This window comes from Pseudarthrobacter sp. CCNWLW207 (assembly GCF_037203945.1).
In the GTDB taxonomy this organism is placed as follows: Bacteria; Actinomycetota; Actinomycetes; order Actinomycetales; family Micrococcaceae; genus Arthrobacter.
Genome location: NZ_JBBCBS010000023.1, coordinates 1 through 13,488, shown reverse-complemented (window position 1 = coordinate 13,488; position 13,488 = coordinate 1). Strand labels below are relative to the sequence as shown.

Here is a 13,488-nt window from a genome sequence, read left to right as displayed (position 1 = left end):
CCCTCACCGACGGCACCCTGCACATCAACCCCGTCATCACCCACGACTACCCGGTGGACCAGGCCCTCGAAGCCTTCAACGTCGCCCGCAACTCCGCCGAATCAGGGAAAGTACTCCTCAGCTTCGGCCACGGGCGGACTTCATGAACGCGCACCTGCCGCCCTGGTGGTCATGGGCGTCTCCGGCTGCGGGAAGTTGACTATCGGCCTCAGCGGCAGGGCTCTGATGAGGGGACGGCGGCGGGCAGGTAGCTTTGAGTCTCAATACATTCGAAGCCAGCCCCCACCCCAAAGCGTCAGGAACCGAAAACCCTATGCGCAGTTTCACGTCCCTCGAGCAACGGATCGACGCCGGGGCACATCGTTTCCTCGACAACGCTGCGGCTGGAGGATTCCGCTCCAGGCTCACCGAGTTTGTGGTGTTTGGCCTCAAACAGGCATGGGCCTGCATTTTCGGCGCAGCCCTGCTCGCCGTGTTGATGGCGGCCCGGCTGTGGTATCCCGAGGAAGCAGCATTGGCCAGGAACGACTTCCTGACCATTGCCGCCGTGCTTATCCAGGTCCTGATGGTGGTTGCGCGGCTGGAAACACTCCGGGAGCTGCGGGTGATTGTGCTCTTCCACCTGGTGGGAACGGTGATGGAGCTGTTCAAGACCGACGTCGGCTCCTGGTCCTACGAGGCCGAAGGCTTCCTGCGCATTGGCGCCGTTCCGCTGTTCAGCGGCTTTATGTACGCGGCCGTGGGTTCGTACATGGTGCGCGTGTACCGGCTTTTCGATCTGCGTTTCGCAAGGTATCCGCGCAGGTGGATCACCGCGGTCGTGGCGGCAGGCATCTATGTGAATTTCTTTACCCATCACTACATCTGGGACGCGCGCTGGGTGCTGCTTGCCGCCGTCGTAATCATTTTTGGGCGTTGCGTGATGCACTTCCGGGTTTTCCGGCGGAAGTTCCGCATGCCCCTGGTCATCGCCTTCCTGTTGGTGGCGCTGTTCATCTGGATTGCGGAGAACATTGCCACCTGGTCCGGCGCCTGGCTCTATCCGAGCCAGCTGAACGGCTGGCAGCTGGTGCCCTTTGAGAAGCTGGTGGCGTGGTTCCTGCTGATGATCATCTCGGTGGTACTGGTGGCGTGGGTCTACAAGCCCGAGCCGCCGGAAAAGCCTGAGGAGCCTGCCGAGGCGCTGCCGGCGGTTGCGGCGGATGTATCGTCGGTCGACTGACGCACTGGCGTGCGGTCAGAAGCCTTGGCCCTGGTCCGTATCCGCGGGGCCGGAAGGGTCAGCATGAGCAGGCTGCCTGCGATCATGGCGGCACCGCCCCAGGCGAGCGCAGGCAGGCGTTCGCCTACCACGATCACTGCGAGGACAGCTGCCACCACCGTCTCTGCAAGGGACACGGTGGTGGCCGTGCTCGCCCGGACGCGGGCCAGGCCCCAGCCGAACAGGACGTAGCCGGCGAACATGGGGACCACCGCCATGTAGGCGCCCACTGAAAAGTTCTGCCAGGACACAAGGAACGGAGCTCCGGTCGCCACGAGCACAGGCATGAGCAGCAGCCCGCCGACGCCGAAGACGGCTCCCATCACCGCGCGTGATGGCGCGCCGGTGTTGATCAGGCGGTGAGCGGCCCAGGAATACAGTGCGTAGGTCAGTCCGGCCAGCAGTCCCAGTGCGATGCCTGCCGGCGTCGAAAATTCGGCGCCCGGTGGCTGATCCGGGTGGCCTGCTTCCGCGAAAGACTCCGCCAGGCACAGCAGCGCAGCGCCCGAGACGCCAAGGACCGCCCCGACGGCCCACCGGCGGGTAAGCCGCCTTTTGTCCACCACACGCTCGATGACGGCGGACGCCAGGGGTGCCGAACCGATGGAGACGACGGTCCCGACGGCGACGCCGGCCAGATGCATGGACGAATAGAAGGCGAGCGGGTACATGGCGACGGCCAGCGCGCCGAGGGCCACCGTGCGCCATTGGCGGCGTAGGGAACCTCTGAACGCCAGTATTGGACGGGCGGCAATCGCAGCTTGAAGCAGGCCGCCGAAGCCCATGGCCACCGCCCCGATCGCCAGCGGGCTGACATCCGGGGCGAAGGTGGCTGCAGTGCCGGTGGTGCCCCACAGAACGGACGCGGCGAGCACAAATACTGCACCCCAGGTGGCTCCCTGAAAACCCGGTGCTTTCACAGGTTCCCGATCAGGGTGGCGGCAATCCCGCGCGCTTCCCGGACACGGTTGTCGTTGCCTTCGAGGCCGGCGCGGACCATGGAGCCTTCAAGGAGGAATGCCAGATGCTGCGCCATGGCCGCTGCCTGGTCCGCTTTGTCCGGCAGAAGCTCGGCCAGGTGCCCGGACAGCAGCGCTTCAACTTCTTCCTTGTGCCGCCGGACCACTTCCCGGCCGGGGTCTCCGGCGGGAAGTTCAGCGGCCGCGTTCAGCAGGCCGCAGCCGCGGAAGCCATGCTCGTAGGCCAGATCCGCGTGGTCCGCGTAGGCATCAAAGACGGCCAGAACGCGGTCTTTCGAGTTCGCAGCCTTCTCCAGCCGCACCCGATAGAGCCCCAGCCACTCTTCATGGCGGGCGTACAGGTACGCGGTGACCAGGTCAGCCTTGGACGCGAAGTTGTTGTAGAGGCTCTTCTTGGCCACGCCTGCTTCGGCTGTGATGGTGTCAATGCCCGTCCCCGTCAGGCCGTAGGCATAGAAAAGCTTGGCGGCCGCCTCGAGGAGGGCGTCACGGGCAGGCCGCCTGGGCGGTGTGGTCTGTGCAGCGGTCTGTTTCCTGATCATTGCTGTCCTGGCTGATGCAGATAGAGTAGGTAGCCCAGTCTACCTACTATCTGACCGCGGGCAAGCGACAGGCGGATCGGCGCCAAAGGTTTCGTGCAGTCCCGGTTGCGACCCGAACAATTCCGGCTAGCCTGTTTCTTGGGCGGCACTACAAGCTGACCGATGATGGGGCGGGCATCGTGATTGTTATTGTCGGAGGGTCCAATGGCCATTGATTCGTGGGGCGGACGGGTAACATCCTCCCGCTTGGGCAGGGAGGCCGCAAAGATATCCGGGCTGCCGGACGATTCCCCGGCGGCCATGACAGTGCTGGTGGTGGACGACGACGAAGGCTCCCGTCTTGTGGCGAAGGCCGCCGTCGAAAGGTCCGGGCATGAGTGCATCGTGGCGGCGGACGGCGATTCTGCATGGCGGCTCTACCAGGAGCGCCGCCCCCAGGTGGTGGTCAGCGACCTGATGATGCCGGGGCTCGACGGGTTTGACCTGTGCCGTGCGATCCGGGCAGCCGAAACCGGCTCCTATACATACGTTGTGCTGCTGACCTCGTACCGAGCCCAGGAAGACGTGCTGGAAGGGATGAAGGCCGGGGCCGACGACTACGTGAGTAAACCCCTGGACCCCTTTGTCCTGCACACCCGCCTGCTGGCTGCGCGGCGGGTGACCACGCTCCATGGCGCCTTGGCAGATGCCCTTGACGAAGCCAGGGACAGCAATGAAAGGCTGGCGGAATTTACCGGCCGCGTCAGCCATGACCTCCGCAATCCGCTGACCTCCATTCTTGGTTACGTTGAGCTGGGTGCCATGGAAGGTGAGCAGGCTCCCGAGGAAGCCGCTGAATATTTGCACATCGTGGGCAACAGTGCCCGCAGGATGCTGTCCATGGTGGAGGAACTGCTTGCGTTCGCCACGATCGGCGGGTCGGTGTCCAGGGCACAGCTGTCACTGGCCAGCCTTGTCAAGGACGTCACCGACGACTTGAGCCTGAATCTGAGGGAGGCCGGTGCAGTGGTCGAGTGCGGGGATTTCGTTTTCGAAGCTGACGAAAGCCAGATGCGCGTGGCGTTGCAGAACCTGATCCAAAACGCGGTGGCCTACCGCCGCCCGGATGTGCCCGCAGCCATTCGGATCACCGGCCAGCGGACCAGCTCCGGCGCCGTCGTGCTCGTGGAAGACAATGGCAAGGGGATCCGCGCAGCTGATCGCCGCCGGGTGATGGAACCACTGGTTCGCCTGCACCGGGACGGAGATCCTGCCGGAACGGGGCTGGGGCTGGCCACGTGTGCCAGAGTGGCGGCGGCCCACGGCGGGCGCCTGGAAATATCGCAGAGCCCCAGCGGCGGGACGGCCATCAGCATTCACCTCAGCGCACCCTGACGGGGGACGCGCGTGCAGTACCCGCCGTCGTTTTGCGCTCCGGGGCCGGGATGCAATTTCACGGCGTGATTCCGGCTGTCGTGCCCCTGATGGGGACAATCCAACAAAAGGATTGTGGGGCGTTCGTGTAGATTCGTGAGTATGGCCACCCTGAATCCGAATGCCGAACCTGACTCTTTCCGCGTACTGCCTGGCGGAGCGTCCAGGCTGCGTGTGGCGGTGCCGTCGGTGGCAACCCGCGTGGCCGCTGAACTGCGGCTGCAGATCGCCGAGGGCGACCTCCAGCCCGGAGTGAAACTCAAGGAAGAAGCCCTCTCCGAAGAACTCGGCGTCTCCAGGAACACCGTCCGCGAGGCCTTCGCCGAACTCGTCAGTGAGCGCCTCTTGGTCCGCGAACCCAACCGCGGCGTCTTCGTTGCCAGCCTGGGCGCCAAGGACATCCATGACGTCTACACCGTCAGGCGCGCCATCGAAGTGAGCGCCGTCCGTGGCGGCGGCACCCCCGAACGCATCGCCGCCGTGCGGGCGGCGGTTGAAGAAGGAAAAAGGGCGGCAGCCGCCGGGGACAACGAAGGCCTCGGCAGCGCCAACCAGCATTTCCACGGGGCACTCGTGGCCCTGGCGGACAGTGAAAGGCTGAACACCATCATGTCCCAGGTGCTCGCCGAGATGCGCCTCTTCTTCCACAAGGCGTCGGTTGACGGCGGTTTCTACCAGCATTGGCTGGCGGACAATGACCAGATATGCCAAGCCCTCGAAGCCGGCAAAACGGAACTTGCCGCCGAGCGCCTGACCGACTACCTCAACCGCTCCGAAGAGCACCAAGCCGCGGTGCACGCGGCCGGGTCTATGGCCTCGAAGTAAATCCCAGCAGCCACTCCGCGGCCGGCAGCAAGGGAGCCCTCCTCGGTGGGGGCTCCCTTTTGCCATGCCCGGGAACGGGCCTTTCGCGAACCGAGTAGGAACTAGCCCTTGACGGTGTGATCTACGTCGCGTAAATTGTTCAACAAGCGGATTGTTCAACAATCCAACGATTCATCGCAGTTACGACTCCCGCATCACCTCACGGCAGCCGCCTCTTTCGCTCCTTTGCCCGCCTTGCGACGCCGCAAGCCGGGCACGCAGGGGCAAAGCCAGCCCATCCGCGCAGCGGATGACATCCACTCTCTCCATGGAGGAACAAATGGCCACTCCCCAAGCAATGGCCCCCGTTGACCCGAAGCCCCCGGTGGGGCGCAAGGACATGTACAAGGCATTCGCGGCCAGCCTGACTGGAACCGCGCTCGAGTTCTATGACTTCGCCGTCTACTCCGCAGCAGCGGCGATCGTCTTTCCGCTGATCTTCTTCCCGGCCTCGGACCCCGTAACAGGAACCCTGCTGGCCTTCTCCACCTACGCCGTGGGCTACATTTCCCGTCCCGTGGGCGGCATCATCTTCGGCCGGCTCGGCGACGAAATCGGCCGCAAGAAGATCCTGGTCATCACGCTGATGCTCATCGGCGTCGCGACTTTCCTCATCGGCCTGCTGCCCACCTATGACAACATCGGAATCATCGCTCCCGCCATCCTGGTCTTCCTCCGCTTCGCCCAGGGCGTCGGCGTCGGCGGCGAATGGGGCGGTGCGGTCCTGCTTTCCAGTGAATTCGGCGACCCGAACCGCCGCGGATTCTGGGCCTCTGCTGCCCAGATCGGCCCGCCCGCAGGCAACCTCATGGCCAACGGCGCACTCGCCATCCTGACGCTGATGCTGTCCGAGGAAGCCTTTCTGGACTACGGCTGGCGCATTGCGTTCCTGATCTCCGCCCTGCTGGTCGCCTTCGGCCTCTGGATCCGGCTTAAGCTCGAGGACACCCCCATCTTCAAGGCCATGGAAGCCCGCGGTGACAAGCCCAAGGCCCCCATCCGCGAAGTGCTGGCCACGCAGCGCCGCCCCCTTATCGCCGCCATGCTCAGCCGCATCGGCCCTGACGTGCTCTACGCCATGTGCACGGTCTTCACCCTGACCTACGGCATTCAGGAACTCGGCTTCGACCGCGGCCAGGTACTGGTTGCCGTGCTCATCGGCTCGGGACTCCAGATCTTCACCATGCCGCTTGCCGGCGCCATCTCCGACCGCATCAACCGCCGCCTGGTTTACGGCATCGCCGCAGTTGGCGCCGCCGTGTGGGCATACCTGTTCTTCATCGTCCTCGAAGGACGGTCCCCGGTCATGCTCATCGTGGGCATCGTGCTCGGCCTGCTCTGCCACTCGTTTATGTACGGACCCCAGGCGGCGTTCGTCGTCGAGCAGTTCTCACCGCGGCTCCGCTCCACCGGCAGCTCACTGGCCTACACCTTCGCCGGAATCCTCGGCGGTGCCATCGCGCCGTTCATGTTCACCCTCCTGCTGAGCACTTACGACAGCTGGATCCCGGTGGCCATGTACCTCAGCGTGGCCTGCCTCCTGACCCTGGTGGGTCTGGCCCTGGGCCGCGACTCCAACGTTGCCGAGGACGAGGAGTACCTGCAGTCCTCCACTGAACTCGTGGAGTCCAAATGAGCCAGCCTCACGCGCAACTGTCCCCCGCTGACGCCCGCCTGAAGTTCCGGAACGGCCTGGTCACCCCCACCTCCGGCTGGAGCGACGGCTACACCCAGGCCAACCTGATCGCGGTCACGGCAGACTACGCGGACGAATTCATCGAGTTCTGCCGGCTCAATGCCAAGGCCTGCCCGATCATCGACATCATCCCGGCGGGGCAGTTTGAAAGTTCGCTCGCGGCGGGGTCGGACATCCGCACGGACATCCCCGCTTACCGGGTGTGGGTGGATGGGGAGTTGGCTGAGGAGGTTACCGACGTTGCGTCTGTCTGGCGCGACGACATGGTGGGCGTCCTCATCGGCTGCAGCTTCACCTTCGAAGCGGCGCTGGCAAGTGCGGGGATCCCGCTGCGGCACACCGAAACCGGCCGCAACGTGCCCATGTACCGCACGACGGTCGAGTGCATCCCCTCCGGCAGGATCCACGGCCCCATGGTGGTTTCCATGCGACCGATGCTGCCCGAACTCGTGGACACGGCCATCCGGGTGACGTCCGAGGTCCCCAAGGTTCACGGGAGCCCGGTCCACGTCGGTTCCCCCGAAGATCTGGGCATCAAAGACATCAACCGCCCCGACTTCGGTGACGCCGTGGAGATCAGGGCAGGGGAAGTGCCTGTTTTCTGGGCCTGCGGCGTGACACCGCAGAGTGCGGTCATGGCATCCAGGCCGGCCTTCGCCATCAGCCACGCGCCCGGGCACATGTTCATCACCGATGTTCCCGAAAGCAACTACCGGGAACCGGCGGGAGCGGCATCGTGAAGCGGAGGCTGCCCGTGGCCGAGAAGCGGGCCCGCAGGGTCATCAACCTGTCAGTGCCGCGGCAGCAGGCCACCGGCGCGCACTGTGAACTCACCGGCGTCTGGAAGAGCCCGGCGGGAGCGAGCATCTCGGTCTTCGAAGGTCAGCTCCTTCCCAGCGATTCAGGCCGGCCGTGCGTCTGGACGTACGCTGGCCTCCCGGCAGGCAGATCCGGGGCAAGAGACGCCCGGTGGGCAGTTCCGGAGCACCACAGACTGTAGAGGCAGCAAACGCAAGCGGACGACGGCGGGAACCTCCCGCCGTCGTCCGCTTCGTTTCGTGGGCTGTTCAGTCCGTCCTTGGTCGCCATCCCGCCCGAGTCCAGGCTCTGAGCACGGTCCAGGCGACTGTGGCGGCAGCAATCACCCTGGGTGCCGGGATGGCCCCGGTGATGCCTTGCTTTTTCGAACAGCCGCCACGACGCTGACCGTCACGGTCAAGGCGATGAGGACAATGATTCCGGAGAAGTTAGGCTGGAATTGCAGGGCCAGCGCGCCGTTTTCGGTTCCGGCCGTGGCTTTGAATATCCCCAGTAGGGTCGCCGGAGAACCAGTCGAAATGGCTATCACGCTGGTAGCCACGCACAGGATGAAGGACAGTGCCAGTCCCGCCGCCACTCCGTCCAGGACGGCTCCAATAATTTTCGACGCCTTGTTCATGGATGTCCCTCCTCAAAACGGTCAACGCAACGCGCCGCCTGTGGTTGTTCCCCCGCCAGGAAAATAGCGCGACGTGTTGTCTCTAGGTAGTGGAAGTGGTCAAAACCTGTGGAGATTTTCCAAAAATAGACGAGTTTTGGGGGTATTTAGGTGTGGTTCCCGGAGACCTAGGTATAGGCCGTTTCGCTGGAAGTACCGGGCCCTCCGGGCCCTGAGGAACCTACCCACCAAATGTTGCTGCACAGCAACGTTGAGTCGTTGCCTGACGCTAGGGCAGTCGGGAAGGCCGGAGCAGCGCTGGCGCACCGGCGCGTTCAGGGTCCAGCAGTACCGGGCTGATCAGGACCGCCGGCCCGCGGTTAAGGACGCCGTCGCTTAGTACCTGGCAGCGGATGCCGCCCCGTCCGCGCATTGCCTTGTGGGCGCCCGGGGCGAGCATCTGGTCCATCCACGCGCAGGGGTGAGCGGGACGGCCTGCCTTGAACCTCGCCACGTTGCCGTGTGATTCGAGGGCAAATTCGCCGCCGAGCAGGGGAGGCAGGTCCGCTCCCCGAAGGATCACGTTGCGCCGTGTCAGCAGCGGGTTGAAAGGCGCCGTTCCCAGTTCAGCGGCGATGGACTCCAGTGCTTCGACGGCCATCACCGTGACGGCGGCGTCCATGTGCGCCGCTTTGCCGAAGAACCGGTCGCCCACGATCCCTTTGCCGGCCACGAGCTCAACCCGGTCCGCATCCGTTGTGGGGACGTCGGCGGCTCCTTCGCGGGCCCGCCCGAAATATGCATGCGCCGGGGAAACCAGCAGGTGCAGGACCTCCACGTCGTACCGGTAGGTTGCCGTCATTCCCTCAACCTATCGCGCGAAGGAACGCCCGGCGATAGGCCGGGCGTTTACTCCTCCAGCTGAGGCAGGCACATGCAGCGGATCTCGAAGAGTGGCAGCCCCGGCTCCTCCGGCCCGTGGCCGGTGGACACCAAAAACTCATCTTCGAGGACATAGACGGGCAGCTGCGGCGAGAGATACGTGTTGTACCGGGACGGGTAGACCCAGTGACCGTTGATGTCGAAAGCCGGCAGGGCGTAGGCGTCCCGGCGGTTGTGGGCGGAGGGGAACAGGCAGTCGCCCACCCAGATGTGGCTGGCCAGCCCGTACAGATAGTCACTGTTGTGCGTTGTGGGGAAAAGAATGGCCTGCATCGGCGCTACCCCTTCCGGGACTCGAACCGTTCGCGGGTGAGGAATACCAGCTGTGCTTTCTTCTCAGCCAGCTGTACCTGGGCGCCGGCCTCGAACCCGAAGCTCACGAACCGCCCGATCGCCTTGCTGTTCCGGGCGTCCGGCTCCGCGACAACGCGGTCCTTAGCAGGGTCGGACAGCAGGAACCGGATCAGGCCCGCGAGCACGGTGGCGGTGAAGTTCGGGACCGGACGTGCAGCCGGAGCCAATAGCAGATGCAGCCCGGTATCCCCGGGGCGCGCAGGGTAAGCGTCAGCCACCGGATCCTGCAGCGGCTCGTACGTCTGGAACAGTCCCGCGGGTTCGTCATCGACGGAGATCAGATAGGCGTGATGGGTGTCCAGGCCGTCCACGAACAGGTAGATGTCCCGGACTTCGTCCCGGCCCATGGACTGCATGCCCCAGAACCTCGCGCGGTCCTCCCTGACCCAGCCGTGCAGCAGGTCGGCATCGCTTTCCGGAGCGAGCGGGATGAGCCTCAGCTGCCCCAGGCCAGGCAGCTCTTCCGTGTAGACGGCGTCCCTGACGGAGAGCGGAACGGCAGTGTCAGCGTGGGTCATGGTTCTCCTTGGTCAGCTGCTCCCAGTCGGTGATGACGGGGATGAGGTCACCGGCAGCCCAAAGGGGCAGCTGGCTGGCGAAGTGCTCGTGGTCGGGGTGTCCCGAGGCGCCGAAAGGGACGATCCAGCGGCTCGCGGCCCGGTCCACCAGATCCCAGACGTAGCGGGCCACCGGTCCGCGGAACGACCCGTCGGTCACCCCGGGCAGGCTCTCTGTGGACAGGACGCAGCCGGTATCCCCGGACAAACTGGTGAGGGGGACTGTGGGCGCCAGTCCGCGAGGGCCGTGCTCGTCCAGGGCATGCAGCGGCAGCACAGTATGGCTGGATCCCCACGTATCGGTGGGTGCTGCTGCTGCGAGTTCCTCCAGCGCCTCCCGTGCGGCCCCGGCGACGTCGACGCCGGCTGCCGGGCCTTCGGCGATCAGTGTTTCAAGGGCGAAGCCCACACGTGAGGCGGCGTAGAGCCAGGGACCGAAGAGAGGGGAGTGGCCGTGTGGTTCGGCCAGGGGCAGCAGTTTGGGCGTGCGCGCCAGGGCGAGGACCAGCGCAGACCTCCAGGCCGCAAACGCGCCGGCGCCGCTGCTGTTTCCATCCATGTGGCCGTCCCATGACAGCAGCCGCCCCCGGAGGGCAACCGCCGGAGCAGAAAGCGAACCGCATCCCCGGAGCAGGGCGCGGAGCGTTGGCCAGGAACCGAGATGGGTGTCCATGTGGATCCGCTGCATGGCAGCTGCATCCAGCCCAGGCCCATGATCCTCCAACAGGTGCCGGATCCGCCGGGCGCGGTGGGCCGGGGCGAACTCAAGCCCCAGCAGTTCCCCGCCGCCGGAATCTCGGTCATTGGCGTTCACGGCCAGGGAAGGCACATGGGAACTGGGCATTTTCTCCCACGCACCCGTCCACTGGTGGTCCGCCGCCCACGCCGGGACAGGGCGGACCCGGTTGTGCCGGCTTCGGACGGGGACCTTTCCGGCGACCAGTTGGCGGACATCACCGCTGGTATCGGCAACCAGCACACAGTTCACCGGCTCCACCCAGGAGTCCAGCGCTGCCTCCACCTCCGCCGCGGATCGGCTCCGCAGGAGCGGCAGGAGGGCCTCGAAGCCCAGGGTTCCCGCCGACCGAGCCGGCGTCCGCAGGCTCAGCGCACCGCCGTCGGACCCTCCCGAGATGACCGGACCCCGGGCAGTTTCGATGACCTCCACGGTTTCCGCCGCCGAGCCGCGCACCAGAATCTCTTCCGCGTGGTGCGCGAGGACAGGCTCCCAGCCACTGGGCCCCAATGCGGCAACCCCGCCGTCCTGGTCCCGCAGCTGCTCGCGGAACAGGTCCTGGTAATCGGCCATGGCATTAGTGACAGCCCAGGCGACTGACCCGGCGTGGCCAAAATGGGGGATCCCGGGCACGCCGGGAAAAGCCAGCCCGACGACGTCGAACTCCGGGCACGCGAGCCGTACCTGCTGGTAGACGCCCGGCAGTTCCATGAGGCGATGCGGATCGCCTGCGATGAGTGGTGAACCGGACGCGGTCAGCCTGCCCGCCGCGGCCCACGCGTTGCTGCCGGCCCACACGGGAGCTTCGATACTGAACAGGCCCACCGCGTCGTCGCCGAGGGTCGTGGCCACGTGTTCGCGCCAGAGTTTGTTGGGGAACGTGCCGAAGAGAATGTGGTGGACCAGGAAAACACCCAGCGGCGTCCACGGCTCCCAGGCGGCGGGTGCGGTCTCGGTTGCGCGGAACTCGTCGGCATCCCGGCGGCCTGTTTCGAGTGCATGGTTCACGCCGTCGACGTAGGCCGTGCACCAGCGCCTGGTGTCGTCGTCGAGGTTCTTAAAGCACCGGAGCGCTGTGTCATCCAGCCGCACCCGGCGCGCAAACCGGTCCCAGTCCAGCCCGTCCGCTCCCAGATGCTCAGCCGTCCTTCCCTCCGACCGCCAGCGTTCCATCTCGATCTGCCAGGAACGGTCGGCGGCAGCGTTGTAGCCCTGAAGGAAGGACAGCTCGTCAGTGGAGCCTGCCCGGAGGTGCGGAATGCCCCATGGGTCCCGGAAGATCTCCAGCGGCATGGCCGCGGAACTGTCGCTGGGGGCAGTTTCAGTGGTGGTCACGTGGATCTCCGGTGGTTAGGTAAGGCTTAGCTAACCAAAGAATAGGGTGGTGCGCCGCGTTCGCCAAAATGTTGCGCGAGAAAACGGGAGCGGCCGACGGCGGGAGGCGGCCGCCGTCGTCCGGTTCCGGCGTGCCCGGTGTTGGCTGTCTCCGGTACATTTGTGGGCATGGTTCCCGGATTTGCCGACATGGGCGCAGAAGGTATTCTGCTCGCCGGGGCAGGCCGCGCCATTTTGCTGCAGATCGCTAACCCGGCCGTTGGCCACGGCGTTGCTGAGCACAGCCACTTCACGGAGCGTCCGCTCGACCGCCTTCGCGGCACTCTTACTTACGTCTACGCGATCGTCTACGGCACCGAGGGGCAGGTGGCAGCCGTCCGCCGCCGGGTGAACCGCGCCCATGCACCGGTCCAGCGCGCCCCGGATGAAACCTCGAACGGGTACAGCGCCTATGACGCGGATTCGCAGCTCTGGGTAGTGGCGACGCTGTACGACACCGCCGTCACCATCTTCGAGCGGGTCTATGGACCCCTCGACGACGAAACGGCCGATCTGATGTATCGCGACTACGCCAAACTTGGGACAGCCTTGCAGCTCCCGGCGGAACTATGGCCGCCGGACCGGGCGGCGTTCCGCGTTTACTGGAACTCTCGCGTAGAGTCCCTCACTGCCGACGACGCCGCAGTGCGTGTGGCCCACGGCCTCCTCCATCCGCGGGGCGGGCCGCTCTGGTACCGCGCCGTCATGCCGTTTGCCCGGTTCCTCACCGCCGGCCTGCTGCCGGACCATCTACGCGACGGTTTTGGATTGCCCTGGAGCGCCAGCCATGGTCGCCGATTCGACTTCACTATGAAGTGCACTGCCGTGGTTTATCCGCGGTTGCCGCAACGGATCCGGCACTGGTTCAAGAACTACTGCCTGGGGCAATTGGACGCCGCGTAGCAGCGCCGGCCGGGGCCACGCCGAAGAGGTAGCCCACGGGCTCCACCCCTGCGCCCACGGATTCAGAACAGGCTGGCCGGCGATAGCCCCAGGATCCGCGGCTGCCATGGATTGCTGCGGATAGCTGGACCCGAGGTCACCACCCGGGGTATTGGAACGATGCGTAGGTAATCCCAAGCATGGCCAACATGCCAAGAACGCCTACTGACCAACCTTCGATGGTCTTTCGCAGCTTCTCATTGCGTCTGCTGTGAGTATCGCTAAGCATGGACGAGCCGCCCTGCCGTGCAGTCAGCCAGTGCGCGTTCCGCCGGTGCAGTCTCGGCAGGATCTGCAATTTTGGGTGGCCATTCCAAAGACCGGACCACTTGGCCGAAGACCTCGTCGGGGTCGAGGCGGCGGAGTTCTTCGGCGAGGCAGTCGCGGAGGCTGCGGCGTGGCAGGGAGAT

Annotated in this window: 15 protein-coding genes and 1 pseudogene; 8 read left to right on the top strand and 8 right to left on the bottom strand. The window is 65.4% G+C overall.

The genetic code is table 11. The annotated features are described in order from the left end of the window. Together V9L17_RS21005 and V9L17_RS21000 are read left to right on the top strand one after the other, a co-directional pair. Nucleotides 1-146: pseudogene (locus V9L17_RS21005) on the top strand (L-idonate 5-dehydrogenase); the annotation flags it as partial. 167 nt (nucleotides 147-313) lie between these two features. Next, nucleotides 314-1,222, top strand: a complete 909-nt coding sequence (locus tag V9L17_RS21000; RefSeq protein ID WP_337352765.1) for a DUF817 domain-containing protein — start codon at nucleotides 314-316, stop codon at nucleotides 1,220-1,222. Here V9L17_RS21000 and V9L17_RS20995 read toward each other — a convergent pair. Then, entirely contained in the window at nucleotides 1,138-2,181 is a 1,044-nt protein-coding gene (locus V9L17_RS20995) for a DMT family transporter (RefSeq protein ID WP_337352764.1), read from the bottom strand. The two genes, V9L17_RS21000 and V9L17_RS20995, sit on opposite strands and share 85 nt — an antisense overlap. After that, the gene (locus V9L17_RS20990) at nucleotides 2,178-2,783 is read right to left on the bottom strand and encodes a TetR/AcrR family transcriptional regulator (RefSeq protein WP_337352763.1); all 606 of its coding nucleotides are present in this window, start codon (nucleotides 2,781-2,783) and stop codon (nucleotides 2,178-2,180) included. The genes V9L17_RS20995 and V9L17_RS20990 overlap by 4 nt, the downstream gene beginning before the upstream one ends. Nucleotides 2,784-2,987: 204 nt before the next feature. Here V9L17_RS20990 and V9L17_RS20985 point away from each other — a divergent pair, with 204 nt between their 5' ends. From V9L17_RS20985 to V9L17_RS20965, 5 genes are all read left to right on the top strand, one after another. Next, nucleotides 2,988-4,157, top strand: coding sequence for a sensor histidine kinase (locus V9L17_RS20985; RefSeq protein ID WP_337352762.1), 1,170 nt, complete (start codon nucleotides 2,988-2,990; stop codon nucleotides 4,155-4,157). A 141-nt stretch (nucleotides 4,158-4,298) separates the two neighbouring features. After that, nucleotides 4,299-5,021, top strand: a complete 723-nt coding sequence (locus V9L17_RS20980; protein WP_337352761.1) for a GntR family transcriptional regulator — start codon at nucleotides 4,299-4,301, stop codon at nucleotides 5,019-5,021. A 319-nt stretch (nucleotides 5,022-5,340) separates the two neighbouring features. Next, complete coding sequence (locus V9L17_RS20975) at nucleotides 5,341-6,696, top strand: MFS transporter (RefSeq protein WP_337352760.1); 1,356 nt, start codon at nucleotides 5,341-5,343, stop codon at nucleotides 6,694-6,696. Further along, nucleotides 6,693-7,496: a putative hydro-lyase gene (locus tag V9L17_RS20970; protein WP_337349212.1), complete on the top strand. Its 804-nt coding sequence runs from the start codon at nucleotides 6,693-6,695 to the stop codon at nucleotides 7,494-7,496. Before V9L17_RS20975 ends, V9L17_RS20970 begins: the two co-directional genes overlap by 4 nt. After that, nucleotides 7,493-7,756 carry a hypothetical protein gene (locus V9L17_RS20965; RefSeq protein ID WP_337352759.1) on the top strand — a complete coding sequence of 88 codons (264 nt, stop codon included), beginning with the start codon at nucleotides 7,493-7,495 and terminating at the stop codon, nucleotides 7,754-7,756. The genes V9L17_RS20970 and V9L17_RS20965 overlap by 4 nt, the downstream gene beginning before the upstream one ends. Before the next feature lie 141 nt (nucleotides 7,757-7,897). Here the strand turns inward: V9L17_RS20965 and V9L17_RS20960 are convergent, their stop codons facing one another. From V9L17_RS20960 to V9L17_RS20940, 5 genes are all read right to left on the bottom strand, one after another. After that, complete coding sequence (locus V9L17_RS20960; protein WP_337349214.1) at nucleotides 7,898-8,194, bottom strand: hypothetical protein; 297 nt, start codon at nucleotides 8,192-8,194, stop codon at nucleotides 7,898-7,900. A gap of 268 nt (nucleotides 8,195-8,462) precedes the next feature. Continuing rightward, nucleotides 8,463-9,035, bottom strand: a complete 573-nt coding sequence (locus V9L17_RS20955; protein ID WP_337352758.1) for an MOSC domain-containing protein — start codon at nucleotides 9,033-9,035, stop codon at nucleotides 8,463-8,465. Between the two features lie 47 nt (nucleotides 9,036-9,082). After that, a complete protein-coding gene (locus V9L17_RS20950) occupies nucleotides 9,083-9,388 on the bottom strand; it encodes a hypothetical protein (RefSeq protein WP_337352757.1) in 306 nt (101 codons plus the stop codon). Nucleotides 9,389-9,393: 5 nt separating this feature from the next. After that, nucleotides 9,394-9,987, bottom strand: a complete 594-nt coding sequence (locus V9L17_RS20945) for a GNAT family N-acetyltransferase (protein WP_337352756.1) — start codon at nucleotides 9,985-9,987, stop codon at nucleotides 9,394-9,396. Continuing rightward, nucleotides 9,974-12,097, bottom strand: a complete 2,124-nt coding sequence (locus V9L17_RS20940; RefSeq protein WP_337352755.1) for a penicillin acylase family protein — start codon at nucleotides 12,095-12,097, stop codon at nucleotides 9,974-9,976. Before V9L17_RS20940 ends, V9L17_RS20945 begins: the two co-directional genes overlap by 14 nt. 168 nt (nucleotides 12,098-12,265) lie before the next feature. Between V9L17_RS20940 and V9L17_RS20935 the strand changes: the two genes are divergently transcribed. After that, a complete protein-coding gene (locus V9L17_RS20935) occupies nucleotides 12,266-13,039 on the top strand; it encodes an oxygenase MpaB family protein (protein WP_337352754.1) in 774 nt (257 codons plus the stop codon). A gap of 260 nt (nucleotides 13,040-13,299) precedes the next feature. Here the strand turns inward: V9L17_RS20935 and V9L17_RS20930 are convergent. Beyond that, nucleotides 13,300-13,488, bottom strand: a 189-nt coding sequence (locus tag V9L17_RS20930; protein ID WP_337352753.1) for an OpcA/G6PD domain-containing protein, incomplete at its 5' end; no start/stop codon positions are given.

Bases quoted from the DNA above. Each gene is read 5' to 3' on its own strand.
- V9L17_RS21000 (WP_337352765.1), top strand. From the start codon at position 314: ATGCGCAGTTTCACGTCCCTCGAGCAACGGATCGACGCCGGGGCACAT.
- V9L17_RS20990 (WP_337352763.1), bottom strand. From the start codon at position 2,783: ATGATCAGGAAACAGACCGCTGCACAGACCACACCGCCCAGGCGGCCT.
- V9L17_RS20985 (WP_337352762.1), top strand. From the start codon at position 2,988: ATGGCCATTGATTCGTGGGGCGGACGGGTAACATCCTCCCGCTTGGGC.
- V9L17_RS20980 (WP_337352761.1), top strand. From the start codon at position 4,299: ATGGCCACCCTGAATCCGAATGCCGAACCTGACTCTTTCCGCGTACTG.
- V9L17_RS20975 (WP_337352760.1), top strand. From the start codon at position 5,341: ATGGCCACTCCCCAAGCAATGGCCCCCGTTGACCCGAAGCCCCCGGTG.
- V9L17_RS20970 (WP_337349212.1), top strand. From the start codon at position 6,693: ATGAGCCAGCCTCACGCGCAACTGTCCCCCGCTGACGCCCGCCTGAAG.
- V9L17_RS20960 (WP_337349214.1), bottom strand. From the start codon at position 8,194: ATGAACAAGGCGTCGAAAATTATTGGAGCCGTCCTGGACGGAGTGGCG.
- V9L17_RS20955 (WP_337352758.1), bottom strand. From the start codon at position 9,035: ATGACGGCAACCTACCGGTACGACGTGGAGGTCCTGCACCTGCTGGTT.
- V9L17_RS20950 (WP_337352757.1), bottom strand. From the start codon at position 9,388: ATGCAGGCCATTCTTTTCCCCACAACGCACAACAGTGACTATCTGTAC.
- V9L17_RS20945 (WP_337352756.1), bottom strand. From the start codon at position 9,987: ATGACCCACGCTGACACTGCCGTTCCGCTCTCCGTCAGGGACGCCGTC.
- V9L17_RS20935 (WP_337352754.1), top strand. From the start codon at position 12,266: ATGGTTCCCGGATTTGCCGACATGGGCGCAGAAGGTATTCTGCTCGCC.